The 18,110-nt window shown below is 67.7% G+C and carries 20 protein-coding genes and 1 riboswitch; of the genes, 8 read left to right on the top strand and 12 right to left on the bottom strand.

The features are described 5' to 3' along the window. Positions 1-15: 15 nt before the first annotated feature. The 3 genes from ABDV69_RS10075 to ABDV69_RS10065 all read right to left on the bottom strand — a co-directional run bounded on the left by ABDV69_RS10075 (position 16) and on the right by ABDV69_RS10065 (position 2,599). Entirely contained in the window at positions 16-657 is a 642-nt protein-coding gene (locus tag ABDV69_RS10075) for a nucleoside triphosphate pyrophosphatase (protein ID WP_343573758.1), read from the bottom strand. A 62-nt stretch (positions 658-719) separates the two neighbouring features. Further along, positions 720-962 carry an acyl-CoA carboxylase subunit epsilon gene (locus ABDV69_RS10070; RefSeq protein ID WP_343573757.1) on the bottom strand — a complete coding sequence of 81 codons (243 nt, stop codon included), beginning with the start codon at positions 960-962 and terminating at the stop codon, positions 720-722. Next, the gene (locus tag ABDV69_RS10065; RefSeq protein ID WP_343573755.1) at positions 959-2,599 is read right to left on the bottom strand and encodes an acyl-CoA carboxylase subunit beta; all 1,641 of its coding nucleotides are present in this window, start codon (positions 2,597-2,599) and stop codon (positions 959-961) included. Before ABDV69_RS10065 ends, ABDV69_RS10070 begins: the two co-directional genes overlap by 4 nt. Before the next feature lie 193 nt (positions 2,600-2,792). On the opposite strand from ABDV69_RS10065, the gene ABDV69_RS10060 reads away from it, so the two are divergent. Further along, positions 2,793-3,608, top strand: a complete 816-nt coding sequence (locus ABDV69_RS10060) for a biotin--[acetyl-CoA-carboxylase] ligase (RefSeq protein WP_343573753.1) — start codon at positions 2,793-2,795, stop codon at positions 3,606-3,608. A gap of 9 nt (positions 3,609-3,617) precedes the next feature. Continuing rightward, entirely contained in the window at positions 3,618-4,148 is a 531-nt protein-coding gene (locus tag ABDV69_RS10055) for a PH domain-containing protein (RefSeq protein WP_343573752.1), read from the top strand. On the opposite strand, the gene ABDV69_RS10050 is transcribed toward ABDV69_RS10055, so the two are convergent. Beyond that, positions 4,103-4,759: a GtrA family protein gene (locus tag ABDV69_RS10050; RefSeq protein WP_343573750.1), complete on the bottom strand. Its 657-nt coding sequence runs from the start codon at positions 4,757-4,759 to the stop codon at positions 4,103-4,105. The two genes, ABDV69_RS10055 and ABDV69_RS10050, sit on opposite strands and share 46 nt — an antisense overlap. 77 nt (positions 4,760-4,836) lie before the next feature. On the opposite strand from ABDV69_RS10050, the gene ABDV69_RS10045 reads away from it, so the two are divergent. The 3 genes from ABDV69_RS10045 to ABDV69_RS10035 are packed head-to-tail and all read left to right on the top strand — an operon-like array spanning position 4,837 to position 7,837. Further along, on the top strand, positions 4,837-6,090 hold the full coding sequence (locus ABDV69_RS10045; protein WP_343573812.1) for a 5-(carboxyamino)imidazole ribonucleotide synthase: 1,254 nt from the start codon (positions 4,837-4,839) through the stop codon (positions 6,088-6,090). Positions 6,091-6,112: 22 nt separating this feature from the next. After that, positions 6,113-6,631 carry a 5-(carboxyamino)imidazole ribonucleotide mutase gene (gene purE / locus ABDV69_RS10040; protein ID WP_343573747.1) on the top strand — a complete coding sequence of 173 codons (519 nt, stop codon included), beginning with the start codon at positions 6,113-6,115 and terminating at the stop codon, positions 6,629-6,631. Positions 6,632-6,667: 36 nt separating this feature from the next. After that, positions 6,668-7,837: an acyl-CoA dehydrogenase gene (locus ABDV69_RS10035; protein WP_343573745.1), complete on the top strand. Its 1,170-nt coding sequence runs from the start codon at positions 6,668-6,670 to the stop codon at positions 7,835-7,837. 68 nt (positions 7,838-7,905) lie between these two features. On the opposite strand, the gene ABDV69_RS10030 is transcribed toward ABDV69_RS10035, so the two are convergent. Both ABDV69_RS10030 and ABDV69_RS10025 read right to left on the bottom strand, forming a co-directional pair. Beyond that, a complete protein-coding gene (locus ABDV69_RS10030; RefSeq protein WP_343573742.1) occupies positions 7,906-8,685 on the bottom strand; it encodes a DUF2127 domain-containing protein in 780 nt (259 codons plus the stop codon). Positions 8,686-8,721: 36 nt separating this feature from the next. Continuing rightward, positions 8,722-10,407, bottom strand: coding sequence for a PPE family protein (locus tag ABDV69_RS10025; protein ID WP_343573740.1), 1,686 nt, complete (start codon positions 10,405-10,407; stop codon positions 8,722-8,724). Positions 10,408-10,484: 77 nt separating this feature from the next. Next, positions 10,485-10,675: riboswitch (cobalamin riboswitch) on the bottom strand. 31 nt (positions 10,676-10,706) lie between these two features. Here ABDV69_RS10025 and ABDV69_RS10020 point away from each other — a divergent pair. Beyond that, positions 10,707-10,898: a hypothetical protein gene (locus tag ABDV69_RS10020; RefSeq protein WP_343573739.1), complete on the top strand. Its 192-nt coding sequence runs from the start codon at positions 10,707-10,709 to the stop codon at positions 10,896-10,898. 7 nt (positions 10,899-10,905) lie between these two features. Then, positions 10,906-11,418: an N-acetyltransferase family protein gene (locus tag ABDV69_RS10015; RefSeq protein ID WP_343573737.1), complete on the top strand. Its 513-nt coding sequence runs from the start codon at positions 10,906-10,908 to the stop codon at positions 11,416-11,418. On the opposite strand, the gene ABDV69_RS10010 is transcribed toward ABDV69_RS10015, so the two are convergent. Next, a complete protein-coding gene (locus tag ABDV69_RS10010; protein ID WP_343573736.1) occupies positions 11,415-12,314 on the bottom strand; it encodes a class I SAM-dependent methyltransferase in 900 nt (299 codons plus the stop codon). The genes ABDV69_RS10015 and ABDV69_RS10010 overlap by 4 nt on opposite strands. 231 nt (positions 12,315-12,545) lie before the next feature. Here ABDV69_RS10010 and ABDV69_RS10005 point away from each other — a divergent pair, with 231 nt between their 5' ends. Beyond that, positions 12,546-13,145 (top strand): cation transporter, encoded by a 600-nt coding sequence (locus ABDV69_RS10005; RefSeq protein ID WP_343573810.1) that lies wholly within the window; start codon positions 12,546-12,548, stop codon positions 13,143-13,145. Between the two features lie 504 nt (positions 13,146-13,649). On the opposite strand, the gene ABDV69_RS10000 is transcribed toward ABDV69_RS10005, so the two are convergent. The 5 genes from ABDV69_RS10000 to ABDV69_RS09980 all read right to left on the bottom strand — a co-directional run bounded on the left by ABDV69_RS10000 (position 13,650) and on the right by ABDV69_RS09980 (position 18,104). After that, positions 13,650-14,387, bottom strand: a complete 738-nt coding sequence (locus ABDV69_RS10000) for an IucA/IucC family C-terminal-domain containing protein (RefSeq protein WP_343573735.1) — start codon at positions 14,385-14,387, stop codon at positions 13,650-13,652. Between the two features lie 59 nt (positions 14,388-14,446). Beyond that, positions 14,447-14,821, bottom strand: coding sequence for a DUF5073 family protein (locus ABDV69_RS09995; RefSeq protein WP_343573734.1), 375 nt, complete (start codon positions 14,819-14,821; stop codon positions 14,447-14,449). Continuing rightward, positions 14,821-15,609 (bottom strand): heavy metal-binding domain-containing protein, encoded by a 789-nt coding sequence (locus tag ABDV69_RS09990; protein ID WP_343573732.1) that lies wholly within the window; start codon positions 15,607-15,609, stop codon positions 14,821-14,823. The genes ABDV69_RS09995 and ABDV69_RS09990 overlap by 1 nt, the downstream gene beginning before the upstream one ends. A 39-nt stretch (positions 15,610-15,648) precedes the next feature. Further along, on the bottom strand, positions 15,649-17,757 hold the full coding sequence (ctpC, locus tag ABDV69_RS09985; protein ID WP_343573809.1) for a manganese-exporting P-type ATPase CtpC: 2,109 nt from the start codon (positions 17,755-17,757) through the stop codon (positions 15,649-15,651). A 62-nt stretch (positions 17,758-17,819) separates the two neighbouring features. After that, on the bottom strand, positions 17,820-18,104 hold the full coding sequence (locus ABDV69_RS09980) for a DUF1490 family protein (protein ID WP_343573808.1): 285 nt from the start codon (positions 18,102-18,104) through the stop codon (positions 17,820-17,822). Positions 18,105-18,110: the final 6 nt, after the last annotated feature.

Here is an 18,110-nt window from a genome sequence, read left to right as displayed (position 1 = left end):
AGTGCAGCCCAGCGCTCACGACGAGACCGGGTTAGCCGCCCACAATTGCGCGATCGACACGCCAACTCGGGCCAGTAGCGCCCTGGTGTGCGGCAGGCTCAGGCCGATGACGTTTGACGGGTCGCCGTCGATCCGGTCGACGAACCAGCCACCCAGCCCGTCGAGGGTGAACGCTCCAGCCACCGCCAACGACTCGCCGTTGGCGAGGTACGCGTCCAGGTCGACCCGCGCCGGGGTGGCGAAATGCACTGTGGTGAAGAATGATTCGGCGGCCTGGGTGACTGTGCCGTGGTCCAGCCGCACCAGGCAGTGTCCGGTGTGCAGCTGACCGGACCGACCGCCCATCGACCGCCACTCGCGTCGCGCCGCGTCGATGGACGGGGGCTTGCCGACCAGCCGACCGTCGATGTACAGCATCGAATCACAGCCAATCACAACACAATCCGCGGCGACGGTGGGATCGAGCAAGACGGCGACGTGCTCCGCCTTGGCCTCGGCGAGGCTCCGAACCACGTCGCCCGGGGCGGCGTCTGGCCCCAGCGTGGCGATGATCGCGTCCTCGTCAACACCCGACACGACCACCAAGGGCTCGACCCCGGCCTGTCGCAGCACCCGTCGTCGCCCCTCGGACGCCGATCCGAGGACAAATCGGGTCATCGCCGCTCCTCAGATCCCGACTGCGTCAGCAGCAGCAGCAGCATCATCGTCGGCGGTCCGCGTCATCGCCCCCGCATGTGGGTGCGCTGCACCAGCGAGAGCCGCTGCCAGCTGTGGACGGCATAGCGCAGCTTGTCGACGGGCAGTCCCCACCGGGAGAACTCCGGCTCGCCTGGCGTGCCGCCGCCGCCCGAGGTGCCGGCCAGCACCGTGATCAGCGCCGCCACCTCGTCGTGGGTCGGGTTGCCCTTGAGCACCTGGATGGCCGGCGCGGGCGGCTGCGGGGCTTGCTGTTCCGCGCTCACAGCGGAATGTTCCCGTGCTTCTTCGGCGGCACCTGGGCGATCTTGCGCTCCAGCAACCGCAGCGCGGTGCCGATGTAGCCGCGGGTGTGCGACGGCGGGATCACCGCGTCGACGTAGCCGCGCTCGGCGGCGATGTACGGGTTGACCAGAGTGTCCTCGTACTCCTGCTGCAGCTGTAAGCGAAGCGCATCGACATCCTCGCCGCTGCGGGCCGCGTCGCTGAGTTGCTGGCGGTAGACGAAGCCGACCGCGCCGGAGGCGCCCATGACGGCGATCTGTGCCGTCGGCCACGCGACGTTGACGTCGCAACCCATGTCCTTGGAGCCCATCACGCAGTACGCGCCGCCGTAGGCCTTGCGGGTGATGACAGTGATCTTGGGGACGGTGGCCTCGCCGTAGGCGTAGAGCAGTTTGGCGCCGCGACGGATGATGCCGTTGTATTCCTGGCCGGTGCCCGGCAGGAAGCCCGGCACGTCGACCAGCATCACGATCGGGATGTTGAAGCAGTCGCAGGTGCGAACGAAGCGGGCGGCTTTCTCGGAGGCGTTGATGTCCAGGCAGCCGGCGAAGTGGGTCGGCTGGTTGGCGACGATGCCGACCGTGTGCCCGTCGATGCGGCCGAAACCGACGACGATGTTCTCGGCGTAACCGGCCTGCACCTCCAGGAACTCGTCGTCGTCGAGGATGCGGGTGATCACCTCGTGCATGTCGTAGGGCTGGTTGGCCGAGTCGGGGATCAGCGTGTCCAGCTCGAGGTCCTCGGCGGTCAGGTTGTCCTCGATGGCGCCCTCGGGCAGCGGCGCCGGGTATTTCGGCGGGTCGGTGAAATTGTTCGGCGGCAGGTAGCTCAGCAGATCGCGGACATAGTCGAAGGCGTCCTGCTCGCCGGAGGCGACGTAGTGCGCCGTGCCCGAGCGGGCCATGTGGGTGTGCGCGCCACCCAGCTCTTCCATCGTCACGTCCTCACCGGTGACGGTCTTGATCACGTCCGGTCCGGTGATGAACATCTGGCTGGTCTGGTCGACCATCACCACGAAATCGGTCAGCGCGGGGGAGTAGACGTGACCACCCGCGGCGGCGCCCATGATCAGCGAGATCTGCGGGATGACGCCGGACGCCAGGATGTTGTTGCGGAAGATCTTGCTGTACAGGCCCAGCGAGACCACACCTTCTTGGATGCGGGCGCCCGCGCCGTCATTGATGCCGATCAGCGGGCGGCCGGTCTTGAGGGCCAGCTCCTGCACCTTGACGATCTTCTCGCCGTACACCTCGCCGAGGCTGCCGCCGAACACGGTGGCGTCCTGGCTGAAGATGCACACGTCGCGGCCGTCGATGGTGCCGTATCCGGTCACGACTCCGTCACCGGGCGGGCGCTTCTCGGCCAGGCCGAAGTTGGTGCTGCGGTGCCGGGCCAACGCGTCGAGTTCGACGAACGATCCCTCGTCCAGCAGGGCGTAGATGCGCTCGCGCGCGGTCAGTTTGCCCTTCTCATGCACCTTCTGCACCGCAGCCGCACCCACCGGGTGCAGCGCCTCCTCGCTCCGCTTACGCAGTTCGGCGAGCTTGCCCGCGGTGGTGTGGATATCGATCTCGTGCTCGGCTTGCGCCTCGACGTGGGTCTCCGAAGTGCTCGTCATGGCTACCGATCTTAGCGGTCCCTTAAATTGCGTCCCGCACCCCGCGCGCCGCGTCTCCGACATGCCGAGTGTGCGCTGATGGCGCCGAGCGTGCATCTGGGGCGGGATTTTTGCGGGAATCCCGCCGTCAGCGCACAGTGGAAGCCCAGAACGCACACTCGGTGACCCCGCTCGACGAAAAGAGGACGGCATCATGTCAGCCGACGCCACAGACCGCGCACCCTTGGATGTGGCGGCCTTGCGCGACGGACTGATCGGGCCCGGCATGGCGTGGCGTGAACTCGACGTGGTCGACGAAACCGGTTCGACCAACGCCGATTTGCTCGCCCGCGCCGCAGCCGGCGCCGATATCGACGGGTCGGTGTTGCTCGCCGAGTACCAGAACGCCGGTCGGGGCCGGCACGGCCGGCAGTGGTCGGCTCCGCCGCGGACGCAGGTCGCCCTGTCGGTGGGGGTGGCCGCCGCGTCGGTGCCCCGTCCCGGCTGGGGATGGCTGACGTTGGCGACCGGGGTCGCGGTCGCGGACGCGCTGGCGGCGGTCGGCGTCGACGCCGGCCTGAAATGGCCGAATGACGTGCTGGTGGAAGGCGGCAAGCTGGCCGGGATCCTCGCCGAGGTGGCCGCGCCGACCACGGTGATCGTTGTCGGACTTGGGCTCAACGTGGCGCTGGCCGCCGAGGCGGCGCCGGATCCGGTCGCCACGTCGCTGCTGATGATCGGATCGTCGGCAACCGATCGAACCACTCTGGCGCGCACGCTACTTCGCGAATTGGCGCAGCGTATCGACGCCTGGCGCACCGCCGGCGGCGCCGATGCGGCGCTGCTCGCCGACTATCAGCGCTACAGCCTGACCCTGAATTCGCGGGTGCGGGCCAGCATGCCCGGCGGCCGCGAGGTGGTCGGCGTCGCCCGATCCGTCGACGAGACCGGGCGGCTGTGCGTCGACACCGGTGCAGAGATTGTGGCGATATCTGCCGGAGACATCACGCACCTGCGTGCATGCGTCTAAAGTGCCAGCGTGGGCTACCCCGGCCGCTATCCCGACAAAGTGCTGGCCGCTGGCGAACAGGTCGTCTTACACCGACATCCGCACTGGAAGCGGTTGTTCTGGCCGGTCGTTGTCCTGATCCTGGCGAGCGCGGCGGCGTCGTTCGGGTGCGCGGTGGTCAACGGCACCGCCTGGGACCACAGCGCCAAGCAGGTTGTCTTCTGGGTGATCGGCGCGATCTGGCTGGTGCTGGTCGGCTGGCTGACGGTGTGGCCGTTTCTCGTCTGGCTCACGACGCATTTCGTGATCACCGACCGTCGGGTGATGTCCCGACACGGGGTCTTGAGCCGCAGCGGCATCGACATTCCGCTGGCCCGGATCCTGCACGTGGAATTCCGGCACCGGCTGATCGACCGGATACTGCGCACCGGCACGCTGATCGTCGAGTCCGCGTCACAGAATCCGTTGGAGTTCTATGACATTCCGCGCGTGGAGCAGGTCCACGCGCTGCTGTATCACGAGGTCTTCGACACCCTCGGATCCGAGGAATCGCCGAGCTGATTCGGTCGGCCGCTGCGCGAGCGCCAAGCCCGCATCAGCGTGACATTGCCGGACTCTTCGACGTCCTCGAGGACCTCGGCGATACCGCCCGCGGTGAGCGACTCCAGCGCCTTGTCGCCGCTGCGGGCCGACTCGTCCGGGAACACCCAGCGGCGGAATGCCCAGAAGCGGAACGCCATCTGCAGCAGGTTGCCGATGATGTAGGCCGAGACGAAGTCGGCGATGTTCTCCGCGGTCAACGACACCGCCGGCACCCGCAGGTTCAGCATGTAGTTGGACATCCACAGCGGTGCCATGCTCAGTAGCACGCCGACGCCGCTGAACGCGAAAAACAGCAGCGCCTCGTGGTGACGCTCCCGGCCGCCACGGTCACGAAAGCTCCATTCGCGGTTCAGAATGTAGGACGCGATGACCGCGACGATGCCGGCGATCACCTTCGCGGTCACCGGCTTGGGCTCCAGGATCGTCAGCTTGAGGGTGTAGAAGATGGACGAATCGATGACGAACGTGGTCGCGCCGACGATCGCGAACTTGATCAGCTCGTGATGGCGCTCGGCGTAGGGGCGGATCGGCCCCGGCAGTCGGGCGATCGTGGCATCGGCGAAGGACACAATGTCGCAGTCTACGTATTAGTGCATAAGGGTGCTCTGTGACTGCGTCACGCGACCCGGCCGGCGCCCATGACACCATGATTGCCGTGCCGAAGACCCGCTCCGTTCCCGATGCCGCACCCGTGGTCGCCATGGTCGGCGGCGGCCAACTGGCCCGGATGACCCATCAGGCCGCGATCGCCCTGGGCCAGAGCCTGCGGGTGCTGGCCGAATCCGCTGGCGATTCGGCCGCCCAGGTCAGTCCCACTGTGCTGATCGGCTCGCACACCGACCTCGACGCCCTTCGCCGGGTCGCCGACGGCGCGACCGTGCTCACCTTCGACCACGAGCACGTGCCCGCTGAACTGCTGGAAAAGCTGGTCGCTGAGGGCGTCAACGTGGCGCCGCCACCGCAGGCGTTAATTCACGCGCAGGACAAACTCGTCATGCGCCGCCGCCTGGAGGCCCTTGGCGTGCCGGTGCCGCGTTACGCGGCCATCGAGCGCCCCGACGACCTTGATGAGATCGCCGCGTTCGCCCAACTGGTCGGCGGCCCCCTCGTGGTCAAGGCGGGCCGCGGCGGCTACGACGGCCGCGGGGTGCAGCTGGCCGCCGATGCCGCCGAGGCCCGGGAGATCGCCGGTCGATATGTGGATTCCGGTGTGCCGGTATTGGTCGAGGAACGGGTGGTGATGCGTCGCGAGCTCTCGGCTCTGGTCGCACGTTCGCCGTTCGGGCAGGGCGCGGCCTGGCCGGTGGCCGAGACGGTCCAGAGCGACGGGATCTGCGTGCTGGTGATCGCTCCAGCCCCGGGCCTGCCTGAGGACATCGGCGCCACGGCCCAGCGGCTCGCGCTCGGGCTGGCGGCCGAACTCGGGGTCGTCGGCGTCCTGGCCGTCGAGCTGTTCGAAACCGTCGAGGGGAAGCTGCTGGTCAACGAGCTGGCGATGCGCCCGCACAACTCCGGGCACTGGACCATGGACGGCTCGCGCACCAGCCAGTTCGAGCAGCACCTTCGCGCCGTGCTGGACTACCCGCTCGGCAACACCGACGCGATCGTCCCGGTGACGGTGATGGCCAACGTGCTGGGTGGCGCGCAGCGGACGCCGCAGATGTCCATGGATGAGCGGCTGCACCACCTTTTCGCGCGGCTGCCCGACGCCCGGGTGCACCTCTACGGCAAGGACGAACGGCCGGGCCGCAAGATCGGCCACGTCACCTTCCTCGGCGACGATGCGGCCGAGTTGGCAAACCTGCGTCAACGCGCCGAGCGCGCGGCACACTGGTTGTCGGAGGGGGAATGGCGCGCCGGCGACGATGCAGAACGCAGTGATGAGGAGGAGCGGCGCTAGATGACGGACGGATGGGACCCGCATGACTAGCCAGCCTGTTCGTGTCGGCGTGATCATGGGCAGCGACAGCGACTGGTCGGTGATGTCCGACGCCGCCGATGCGCTGGCCGAGTTCGGTGTTGCCCACGAGATAGGGGTGTACTCGGCGCATCGCACCCCGCAGCGGATGCTGGACTACGCGCAGCGGGCCGCCGACCGCGGCATCGAGGTGATCATCGCCGGCGCCGGTGGCGCGGCCCATCTGCCCGGCATGGTGGCTTCGGCGACACCGCTGCCGGTGATCGGTGTTCCGGTACCGCTGGCCACGCTGGACGGGTTGGACTCGTTGCTCTCGATAGTGCAGATGCCGGCCGGGGTGCCGGTGGCGACGGTCTCGATCGGCGGCGCCCGCAATGCCGGCCTGCTCGCGGTGCGCATCCTGGGGACGTCGGATTCGGCGCTACGCGGCCGGATCGTGGCTTTTCAGAAGGAGTTGGCCGAGTCGGTGCTGGCCAAGGATTCGGCTCTCAAACAGCGTCAAGGTAAAATTACCGGCGAGTAGTGCTCGCGGGTCGGGCAGACATAGAGGGAGGCCAAGATGGCTCAGTGGGCCGGAGATTCGTCGTTCGATCTGTTTCAGTTGCCGGCGGAGCACGACGAGTTGCGGGCGGCGATCCGCGGGTTGGCGGAGAAGGAGATCGCGCCGTACGCCGCGGAGGTGGACGAGCAGTCGCGCTTTCCTGAGGAGGCGCTCAAGGCGCTCAACGCATCCGGTTTCAACGCCGTGCACGTGCCCGAGGCCTACGACGGCCAGGGCGCCGACTCGGTGGCCGCGTGCATCGTGATCGAGGAGGTGGCGCGGGTCGACGCGTCGGCGTCGCTGATCCCGGCGGTGAACAAGCTGGGCACGATGGGGCTGATCCTGCGCGGCTCCGAAGAGCTGAAGAAGCAGGTGCTGCCGACGATGGCCAACGACGGCTTGATGGCGTCGTATGCGCTCAGTGAGCGCGAAGCGGGCAGCGATGCGGCGTCGATGAAGACCCGGGCGAAGGCCGACGGTGATGACTGGATTCTCAACGGCGCGAAGGCGTGGATCACCAATGGCGGCAAGTCGTCCTGGTACACGGTGATGGCGGTGACCGATCCGGACAAGGGCGCCAACGGCATCTCGTCGTTCATCGTGCACATCGACGACGAGGGCTTCACCGTCGGCCCCAAGGAGCGCAAGCTGGGGATCAAGGGTTCGCCCACCACCGAGCTGTACTTCGAGAACTGCCGGATTCCCGGCGACCGGATGATCGGCGAGCCGGGCACCGGCTTCAAGACCGCGCTGGCCACGCTGGACCACACCCGCCCGACGATCGGTGCGCAGGCTGTGGGTATCGCGCAGGGCGCCGTCGACGCCGCGATCGCCTATACCAAGGACCGCAAGCAGTTCGGCACGTCGATCAGCGATTTCCAGGGTGTGCAGTTCATGCTGGCCGACATGGCGATGAAGGTCGAGGCCGCGCGGCTGATGGTCTACAGCGCCGCCGCCCGCGCCGAGCGCGGCGAGTCGAATCTGGGCTTCATCTCGGCGGCGTCGAAGTGCTTTGCCTCCGATGTGGCGATGGAGGTCACCACCGACGCCGTGCAATTGTTCGGTGGCGCCGGCTACACCACCGACTTCCCGGTGGAGCGCTTCATGCGCGACGCCAAGATCACCCAGATCTACGAGGGCACCAACCAGATTCAGCGCGTGGTCATGTCACGCGCGCTGCTGCGCTGAGCGCCGACGGCCGCGTGCGGCCCGTCGCCCATGCCTTGCGGCACCGGGCTGCAGTGCCGTCGGGGTAGTCAAGCCGTTGCGCTGACCGCGGTTCCGCTCAGCCCCGCGCTCTCGACACCGAGCAGGCTCTCCGCTTCATGTTCTTCGCGGTAGGCCTTTGCGCCGCCGTTCAGCCCGAACAGCCGTTTGCTCCACAGCAGCCACACCACCGCGACGATGTTGACGATTAGGGCGAAAGCCCGCAGGGCGGTGATCTTTTCGGTTAGCTCGTAGATTTCCAGGGGCAGGAAGACGCTGGTGGCAATCACCGCGAAGTACTCGCCCCACCGCTGCATCAACCACAGCCCGACCGCCTCGACGAGTTCGATCAGCGCATAGCCGGCCAGGCCGATCGCGATCCACTGCAGCGTCGACGTCGACAACGAGAAGGCGTGCGCGACCTGGTGAAAGATCTTCGAGCTCTCCGGGTCCCAGCCGATTTGGTTCGCCAGTGGCCTCAACAGCGGGAGGTCTTTGTCGAAGGCCTGCTGCAGGCGTTCACGTGATCCCATGACTTTGAGCACACCGGCTGAGAGCATCAGGAAAATGACTGCGCGAAATGCACGTTCGACTGCGAGTGCGCGCATCAGGGTGCGGTCCCGCAGGAACCGTCCGCGTGGGATTTCCGGTGCGGTGTTCGCCGGGCCGCTGTCGCGCGGGGGGCCGACAACGAAAGTCTCGCAGCGTAAGCAGCGCCAGGCTTCCCCGGCAGGTGTGTCGACCGTCAGGCGCTCGCGCAGCTCCGGCTCATCGGGAGCAAATGTCGCGTGTCCGCGCAATCCACACGAACGCAGCGCAAAATCCACCATGAATGCACGCTACAGCGGCGTGGCTCGCGGCCGACCTCAGTCGAGATCCGTGTTCCAGGTTGTCGGCAGCATCGGCACGGTCGAGTCGCCGCCGAAGTGGTCTCCCGTCAGGGTGGCCAACCCGGCCGGCTCGGCACCGCTCTCGCGGGCTGCGCTTCCGGCGAACCCAAGGGGCCCGGCAGCGCGATCTGAGGCGATCGCCGTCGGCTCCAGGTCCATGTACTCGTAGCCGCGGCCGATCATGGTGGCCTTGGCCCGGCGTCGCGGCGTTGCCGGTTGCCGATCGGCGGGAAGCGCTGTAGCCGCCAGTACTTCGGCACTGTCGGCCGCAGTGTTCTTGGCGCGCTTGCCGACACTGGACGCCTGCTGCGCTGCCAGGCCCAGATCGCCGACCAGGTACATGTATCCCGGCACCGTCACCACCGGTGGCCCTGCCGGTGTGGGCGGCGGCGGAGGGGACGCGGGCGCTGGGACCGGGGCGTGGGCCAGCGTCACCGGGGCGGGCGCCGGCACCGGGGGAGCGGGTGGCGGTGGGGTAGGGGCCATCGCGAAAGCCGGAGCCAGCACCGGTGCGGTCGCTGGAGCCAGCCCGGCCAGTCCCGCCAAGCCCGCCAGGCCGGCCAATCCGACCGGCGCGGCCGCCAACGGCACCAGGGAAGTGGTCGCCACCGGCAGCAGGGCCGGCAGCGCCACGGCAAGCGTCGTATCCAGTACGTAGTGCAGCACCTGGATGGTGTTGCCGATCGTGGACCCGACGATCTCGACGAATGCCAGTGGTGCGACCACGAAAAGGTACTGGGGTTGGACCGCGGCGGTGTAGACGATCGCGAGCAAGTCGTCGACGATCACGATGCCGGTGAAGGCGACGTAGGACCCGGGGTCAAGCGGCACCGACAACACGTAGGCGATGGATTCGGGGGTGAAATAGCTCAGCGGGTCACCGGTGTAGGCCAGGTAATACCCGGGCAGGGGGTAGGGCGGGAACCACGACGTCGGCAGGCTCTGCAAATACGTTGCGATGGGATCGTTGAAATCGGTGAAGCCGATCTGGTTGAAGAAGTTCAAGATCTCCTGATATAGCGGACCGGTGCTGGGATACGGGGGCTGCGGGAACAGGCCCTGTAGATAATTCTCCAAGTCCGTGAACCAGGCGGGCGGATTCGACGGGTCGACGGCTGCCGCGGACTTCGCGATCGTCGGCGCCGGTTCGGACTTCGGCGCCGCCGCGGCCGCCGCACTCGCGACGCCCTGGTAGGTGCTCATCACGGTGGCGGCCTGCACCCATATCCGGGCGTAGTCGACTTCGTTGAGCGCGATCGGAATGGTATTGATGCCAAAGAAATTCGTCGCCGACAACACCGCGTGGATGGCGTGGTTGGCGGCCAGCTCGCCGAGGGTGGGCATCGCGGCCAGTGCGGCGGTGTAGGCGGCGGCCGCGGTCTGCTGCTCGGCGGCCATCGCGGCACTGTTCGCGCTTTGTTCGAGCAGCCACGCCAGATACGGCGCATGCGCGGCCGCGTAGGACTCGGCGCTCGGACCCTCCCAGGCGCCGGCTTGCACGGCATCCAACACGGCGGTCAGTTCATCGGCGACCTCGGTGTACTCGGTGCTCAGACCGGTCCACGCCGCCGCGGATGCCAGCAGCGACCCAGGACCTGGGCCGCTGCTCAGCAGGGTCGAATGCACCTCCGGAGGCGACGCCATCCAGATGGGGGCGGTCACAGCAGGCCGCCGGAGATTGACGAGAACAACGCACGCAGCGTCATGAGGGGACTCCGTTTCCGGGGTCGACCGCCCCGGGTAGCAGGATGCGACGACGTGAGTCTCCTGGCTTTCGGATCGCTGCTTGCCTCGCCTTCCAACCTTTCGGCCGTGGCTGGTGAGGGTCGCTCCCCGATGACAGTGGCGGGACCGCGCCGGATTCGCACCGGCTTCCTCTGTCGTCATCGCCTAACGGCGAAATTTTGCCACACCAGGTTAAGCGCGGTACCGGCAAACGGTTCGAAATGTACGGTGACCGGATGACGGGCAACACCACTGAAGCCGTGCCAGGCCTGCTGCTCGAAGCCCCGAGCAAGCGCATCGATCTCAAGGCGGTGGATTGGCCTGTGCAACAAAATAATCCGTCTTTCTCGGCGCTGGACGCGCAGAACGAGACGCTCGACGCCACTCGCGATGCGGTGAGCGACGGTGACCGCCTGACCGCATCGTGACGAGACGTTGAGCGCACCGCAGGTGCGGTCGGCCACCGAGGAAGACCTGGTGCGCGTCCGCGACATCGTCAACCACTACATCGAGCACTCGGTCTTCAATTTCCGGACCGAGCCGCAGAGCATCGACGAGGTGCGCGACCTGTGGGCGCAGCGCCGCCGGCGGTTCCCCTGGCTGGTGGCCGCGATTGACGAGGATGTCGTCGGCACGGCCTACGCGGGACCGTGGAATGAGCGCGCCGCCTACCAGTGGACGGTCGAATCCACCATCTATGTCGACCCGTCCACGCACCGCCGCGGCATCGGCGATGCGCTCTATGCCGAGTTACTCGATCGACTGCGCCGTCAGGGATTTCACAGTGCGATCGCGGTGATCGCGTTGCCCAACGAGCCGAGTGTGTGGCTGCACGAGCGGCACGGATTCCGACCGGTCGGCCGGCTGCGCGAGGCCGGCCACAAACACGGCGCCTGGCACGACGTCGGCTGGTGGCAGTGCAACTTGTCCGACGTGTCCGACGACTAGCCGAGCTGCGCTGTGCAGTAGTAGTTTTCGGTCCGGCCGTCGTTGCGTTCCGGCACCGGCAGGCCGGCCTCGGCCAGCAATTGGGTGGACCGGTGCCGCGTCGTCTGCCAGCCGCGAGCATCCAGGTAAGGCGCGACGTCATGACGCTCGCCGCCGTACCAGAGGTCGTCGATGCGAGCGTCCAGGCCGTGCTGGTACCACTTCTGCGACGACGCGTGCATCGCGTCCAGCGACTCCGGAGTGCTCAGGAAGATCTCCACCACCAGTCGACTGCCGGCTGCGCTGAGCTCAGTGATGTTGTCCAGCAAGCGATCCTGAGCCTCCGGCGGCAGGAAAGCCAGCAGGCCCTCGGCAACCCATGCGGTAGGCCGGTCTGCGTGGAAGCCGGCCTGCCGCAGGGCCCCGGGCCAGTCGTCGCGCAGATCGATCGGCACCGCGCGCAGATCGACAGTCGGCTCGGCTCCCGTCGCGGACAGCGTCGCGGTCTTGAAATCCGTCACCTGCTGCTGGTCGATCTCGAACACCACCGTCTCGGCGGGCCAGGACAGTCGATAGCCCCGGGCATCGAGGCCGGAGGCCAGGACCACCACCTGGCGGATACCGGATGTGGTCGCGTCGTCGAGGAAGTGGTCGATCAGCCGGGTGCGGACCGCGAGCAGGTCGGTCATCGGCTGCATGCCCCAGGGATGGCCGGGGATGTCGACGTCGTCCGCGCTGAGCTCGCCGTTGGCCCAGCGGGTGAAGAAGTCGACGCCGACCGCCCGCACCAGCGGCTCGGCGAACGGGTCGTCGATGAGCCCCGCTCGGGTGGCTCGGCCCCTGCCCGCGGCCACCATGGTGGCGGTGGCCCCCACGCTCGTTGCCAGATCCCAGGTGTCGTTTTCGGTGCGCGCCATGCCAGCCAGGGTAGCGCTCCGAGGCTGGGAAATACCTTGTGCTGCTGCGCCGCGATGGTGCGCCCCCACACCGCTGCCTGGCAATGTCCACGAGGGCGGCGAGTTCTATGTCGAGTCCAGCATTAACATTGCTGGGTGACCGAATCCCGTCCGACGAGCCAGCAGGCCGGGCTCGTTGCCGACGCCTGCTGCGCGGCCGCGCCCGGACCCGGGCAGGGTGGCGCCCACGATATCCAGTGGCAGCGCCGCGCGAAATGGGCGTATCGGCTGGCCTGGGTCAGCATGGCCGCGATGTTCACCGAGGGCGTGCTCGGGCTGTGGCAAGGCCTCGAGGTCCGCTCGATTGCGCTGACCGGGTGGGCCTTGGGCAGCTTGCCGGAGGCGCTTGCCAGCGCAATGGTCGCCTGGCGGTTCTCCGGCGCGCGCACCGCGTCGGCAACCGCCGAGCGTCGTGCGCAAATCGGGGTCGCGTGGTCGTTCTGGCTGACCGCGCCCTACATCGCCGCCGAATCCATCCATCATGTCATCGACCGGCACGACGCCGAGACCTCGATGATCGGCATGACGTTGACGGCCGCTTCGCTGGTGCTGATGCCGATCCTGGGCCGGGCCAAGCATTCGCTGGCCGATCAGCTCCACTCAGCGGCCACCGCGGGCGAGGGCACCCAGAACTATCTGTGCGGTGCGCAGGCCGCGGCCGTCCTGGTCGGTCTGGCTGTCGCCGCGGTCTGGCCGGGCATCTGGTGGTTCGACCCGGCGATTGGGCTGGGCATCGCCGCCGCCGCGATCTGGCAGGGCGTCAAATCGTGGCGCGGCGAGGACTGCTGCTGACCATGCTCGAGTCCGAGGAAGCTGGACCGCAGGCGGTCCCACAGCTCCAGCGCAGCGAAGGCGGGCTCGGCGCGCAGCTGCTGGATGTTGGTCAGGAACGGGCTGGGCAGCATCAGCGGCATCAACTGATCGTCGCGTCCGTTGAACAGGCGCACACCCCACGAGGTCGGTGAGCCGTCCTTGCCGATGCGGCGATACAGCTCGGCGCGCGAGCACCGCCGGATCCGCCCGAGCTCGGGACCGCTGTCCTTGTGCTCGCCGATGCACAGGTGAAAATGCCAGCGGCCGAAGTCGACGGTCGCATACCCGTCGTACATGGAGATCCGCTGGGGCGGGTTGGGGGCGGCGACCTCCCACGCCGCGCCCTCGACCAGAACGCCGAACCATATTTCGTCCCAGTACTCCTCGAAGCACAGCCGGATGAGTTCGAGAAGGCTTTCCTCATCGGTCGGCAGGGCCCAAACCTGTTCCCGGCCATTGTCTTCGGTGGTCTGGACCGCAGGGCTAAAGTCGATCATCGCGATTCCTTTCCGGCACCCGGTCAAGGGCGCAATCTCCGCAGAGGCCGCCATCACGCGTGCGGTAATACAAACAGCAACTGGTGCGGCGATAGTCGGTATCGCCGATACGGACAGCCGCGCTCAATCGCGGATCAGTGCAGATGCGGCGAGCCAGGTCCCACCCGGACGTCGTCGCGCGGTCGCGATCGAACACGCGCGCCGCGCCGAGCAGTGCTGACGCGGTATTGCCCAGCAGCAATTTCTCCGAGATCGGGCCCAGTCGGCGCAACGCGAGCGCCAGCGGCGTCAGATGCTGGTCGAGCACCATGTCGGCCAGCGCGGCCGGGAGATCATTGCGCGGGCGAGTTTCGGGCTGCTCGAGGTGCAGCGCGATCCGGCCGTCGTCGTCGCGAAACAGCAGGCGCTCCGGCGGCAGGTCGACGAGCATTCCGTAGCCGGCGACGCTGCCCACGCTGATCGACCACAGCCGCGCCGCGAAGCCCAAGAAGAACGTCGAGGCCGCGACGCGCAACTCGGTGACGTCCATCCGGGCCTGGACTCGGTCGACCGTCTCGGCCAGCAGTGCGGTGTCGTCGTAAAGCCGTCCGACCGGGCGCCAGCTGTCCTTGAGCGGTCCGGTGCCCAGGGCGAAATACGGGCTGACATCGCGGAGTTCGGCGAGCGCCTCGATGGTGGCCGGATTAGCTGACGGTGTTACCGCGCAACCGAACACAGAGTCCACCGCACCGGCTCCCTACGTCGTCACCGCCTTAGGTGTGAGATTGTCGCATCACGCCCGGTTCAGCCCGCGCCGGCGCTCAACGCCTCCACCGCCGCGTCGATAGTCGGGATGACCGCTGGACCGTGGCGGGCGACGAGTTGGCCCAGGGAGCGGGCCAGGTGTGGCCCCACCGCGTCGGCCAGCAGCACCTCCTCGCCGATCACGACGCCGCCCACCACGTGGGCCGCCATCAACCGGGCGTCGGGCGTCACCTCGTATCGCCAGTCACCGATCTGCACTCGTGCGGGCTGCGACCTGAACATCCCGCGACGGGCGGCGGTGTGCGCAACCCCCGGCAACCCGGCAAAGACGTTGACCACCAACCCGATTCCGCCCGGTCCGGCCAATGCGTGGCTGACGGTTCGGCTTACCCTCTCGGCATCGAAAGCCGCCATCAGTCGTTCATGGCGAGCACGAATTGCGGCGAGATGGTTTCGGGTGTGCCGCTGCGGCGCACGGCCGTACCGGCGGCGTAGAACTCCACCGTGTGGTAGCCCCAGGCGTAGTTCTGAATGGCGAAGTGGACCCCGACGACTCCTTTGGCGCCGTCACGTTCGGCTTCACCCTGCATGCGCGACATCGCTAATTCGCGCGCTTCGTAGTTCCCCTGCGTCCACTGCGGCATCTCGGTGTTGCGGCCCATCTGTCGCAAGGTCTGCATAAAGCCTTGCGCGGCAATGTGAAAGACACAGTTGCCCATGACGAACGCCACCGGTGCCCAGCCCGATCGAAGCAGCGTGGCCAGATCTTGTCCGCTCAGGTGACTGGCGAATGCCTGACCGTTGTTGCGCTTGAACGACCCGGGTTTAGGTGTGTAGCGCACGGCGGTGCCGACCGCGATGAACTCCAGATGCTCTGCCTCAGCGCCGTGCTGGCGCCATTCCAGGCGAACGCCGACGACACCGTCGGCGCCCAGGGTGTCGGCTTCGGCCTGCATGCGGGCCATCGCGTTCCAGCGGGCCCGGTAGGTCGCCTCGGTGAGCACCGGTAGCTCGGATTGTTGCCGGATACCAGTGAATTGGTAGCCGACGTGGTAGACCGAGACGCCCATCACTAGGTCGAGCGGCTCGAAGCCGGCCCCGTGCAAAAGCGCGAATTCGTTGATGGACAAGTCCGACGTGAAGACTCGGTCGGCGTGCGAGAGCCGTTCGCTGGCAACGGGGTCGAGTGGGGTCGATGACATGGGCACATCGTACGAGGCCGACGCCCGATGGGCCGTCGTTCAGTCCAAGCGGTACCGAATCAAACGTGAACTGTTCGCGACGACGGCCACCGACGACGCGTTGTGCAGGATTGCCGCGAGCACCGGCGACAGGGCGCCGCCCGCGCCGATCAGCAGGCCGGCGGCGTTGACGGCGATCGCCATGCCGTAGTTTTGCCGGATCACCTCGACCGCGCGGGCGCCCAGGTCACCGACGTCGAGCAGGCGCCGCAGGTCGTCGTTGGCCAGCGCGACGTCAGCGGTCTCGACGGCGACGTCGGTGCCGGCCAAACCCATCGCGATGCCGATGTTGGCCGCCGCCAGCGCCGGGGCGTCGTTGATGCCGTCGCCGACCATCCCGACGATGTAGCCCTCGTCCTGGAGTCGGCGCACCACTTCGAGCTTGTCCTCGGGCATCACCTCGGCGCGCCATTCGTCGATGCCGAGTTCGGCAGCGACGACGGCCGCGATGTCGGGGTGATCGCCGGTGAGCATCACGATGCGGCGGATGCCGTTGGTGCGTAGCTGTTTCAGCACCTCCTGGGCTTCCGGACGGACCTCGTCGCGCAGGCTGATCAGCCCGACCAGAGTCTCGTCCACAGCGAGCAGCAGCGGGGTCTCGGCCTGGCGGCGCAGCTTGTCGACCCAGTCGGAGGCTTCCTGGGAGACAGCGACGTTCTCCGCGCGCAGCAGCGACGGGCTGCCCAGCAGCAGCGTCCGCCCGTCGGCCCAGGTCCGCATGCCCAGTCCGACCAGCACCTCACATTCCTCGTGCGGCGGGATGATGATGCGACGTTCTTCAGTGGAGCGGATCACCGCCTCGGCCAACGGGTGCCGGGAGTGCAGCTCAGAGCTCGCGGCGTAGGCCAGTACCTGTTCGGGCTGCCAGTCATCGTGCAGTGCAATGATATTGGTGACGACCGGGCGGCCTACCGTCAGGGTTCCGGTCTTGTCGAAGACGATCGCGTCGACCCGGCCGGCCTGCTCGAGGTGTGATCCGCCCTTGATCAGGATGCCGCGGCGCGCGCCGTTGCCGATCGCGGCGCTGATCGCTGTCGGGGTCGACAGGCCCACCGCGCAGGGGCAGGCGATCAGCAGCATGGTCATGGCCCGCCGCACGTCTCCAGTCAGCGCCAGCGTCAGTGCGGAGACGATAAACGAGATCGGCACGAAGCGACCAGAGAAGTTCTCGCCGACGGTCTGGATCGGCGCCCGGTCGTGCTGGGCTTCTTCGACGCGGGAGATGATGCGCCCGATAGCTGTCTGGTTGCCGACCGCGCGGGCGCGGATCACCAACCGCCCGCGCAGCACCACCGAACCGGCGTGCACCGACGATCCGGCCACGATGCTGACCGGGAGGGTCTCGCCGGTGATTGCCGACTGGTCGACCACGGCGTCGCCGTCGACCACGTCGCCGTCGACCGGTATCGCGACGTGGTCATGGACCACCACGTCGTCGCCGATCTGCACGGTGTCGATCGGCACCTGCACTTCAGTGCCTTTTTGATCACCGTCGGTGATCAGGACCCACGCCGTGTCGGCGGTGCCGCGCAGCAGATCCGAGATGGCGCGGCGGGTCCGTCGCAGCGTCAAATCCTGCAGGTACTCACCGATGTTGAGCAGCCACAGCACGGTGAGCGCGACGACGTTCTCGCGAAGTGCCAGACTGGCGACGGTCGCCGCGGTCACCAGGGCATCGGTGCCGGCGCGCCCAGACCGCAGCGAGCGCAATGCGCCACGCAGGAACGGGTAACCCATGAATAGCGTTGCGCCGGTGGCGACCAACTGGCCGGACGGACCGAGCAGCGGGGGACGGTTGAACCCGTAGCGGCGGATGCCCAGCAGGGCCAGGGCGGCCCCGCCGATCGCCATACGTAGTACTTCGGTGTTGCGGATGTCCGAGGATCGCGGCGTGCGAGCCGGAATCAGCTCGGCGGCCACGTGTTCGGCCTCGGCGATGGCCGTGAGCACTTCGGTGCGGTCGCAGCGCCTTGGCGAATACCAGACGACGACGGAGCCGGTGTGCGGATAGGCGTGCACGGCGCGCACCCCGTGCTGGCGGTCCACCGCCTCTTCCACCGCGACCGCGCGCCGCGAATTGGCGCGCACCCAGGGCACTTTGACGCGCATGCGCCCGGCGGCGTCGGAAATGACCTGCAGATCCGAGTGTGTCGGACGATCAATCACTGCGGTCAGTGCTCGTGGTCGTGATCGAGGTCGCCGATGGCCGGAGGCTGTGCCTCCTCACCGATGCGCTCGCGGGCCTCGGCCACCACGTCGGCCAGCTTGAGCCGGGCGGATTCCGCGGCTTCCTCGGCGCGCCGGGTGCCGCGCAGGCTCCACTCGGTCGCGGACACCGCGGCCTCGTGGACGGGGGCCTTGGTCAGGCCCCTGCGAACGAGTTCGTAGGCGCTGACGCCGACCAGGCCGGTTACCACCGTCCCGGCCGCCTTCCCAATTAGGCCTGACAAAACCATCGCAAA

This window comes from Mycobacterium sp., assembly GCF_039583785.1.
Lineage (GTDB): Bacteria > Actinomycetota > Actinomycetes > Mycobacteriales > Mycobacteriaceae > Mycobacterium.
The sequence above is the reverse complement of the archived record's forward strand: the minus strand, read 5'-3'. Positions and strand labels throughout refer to the sequence as shown.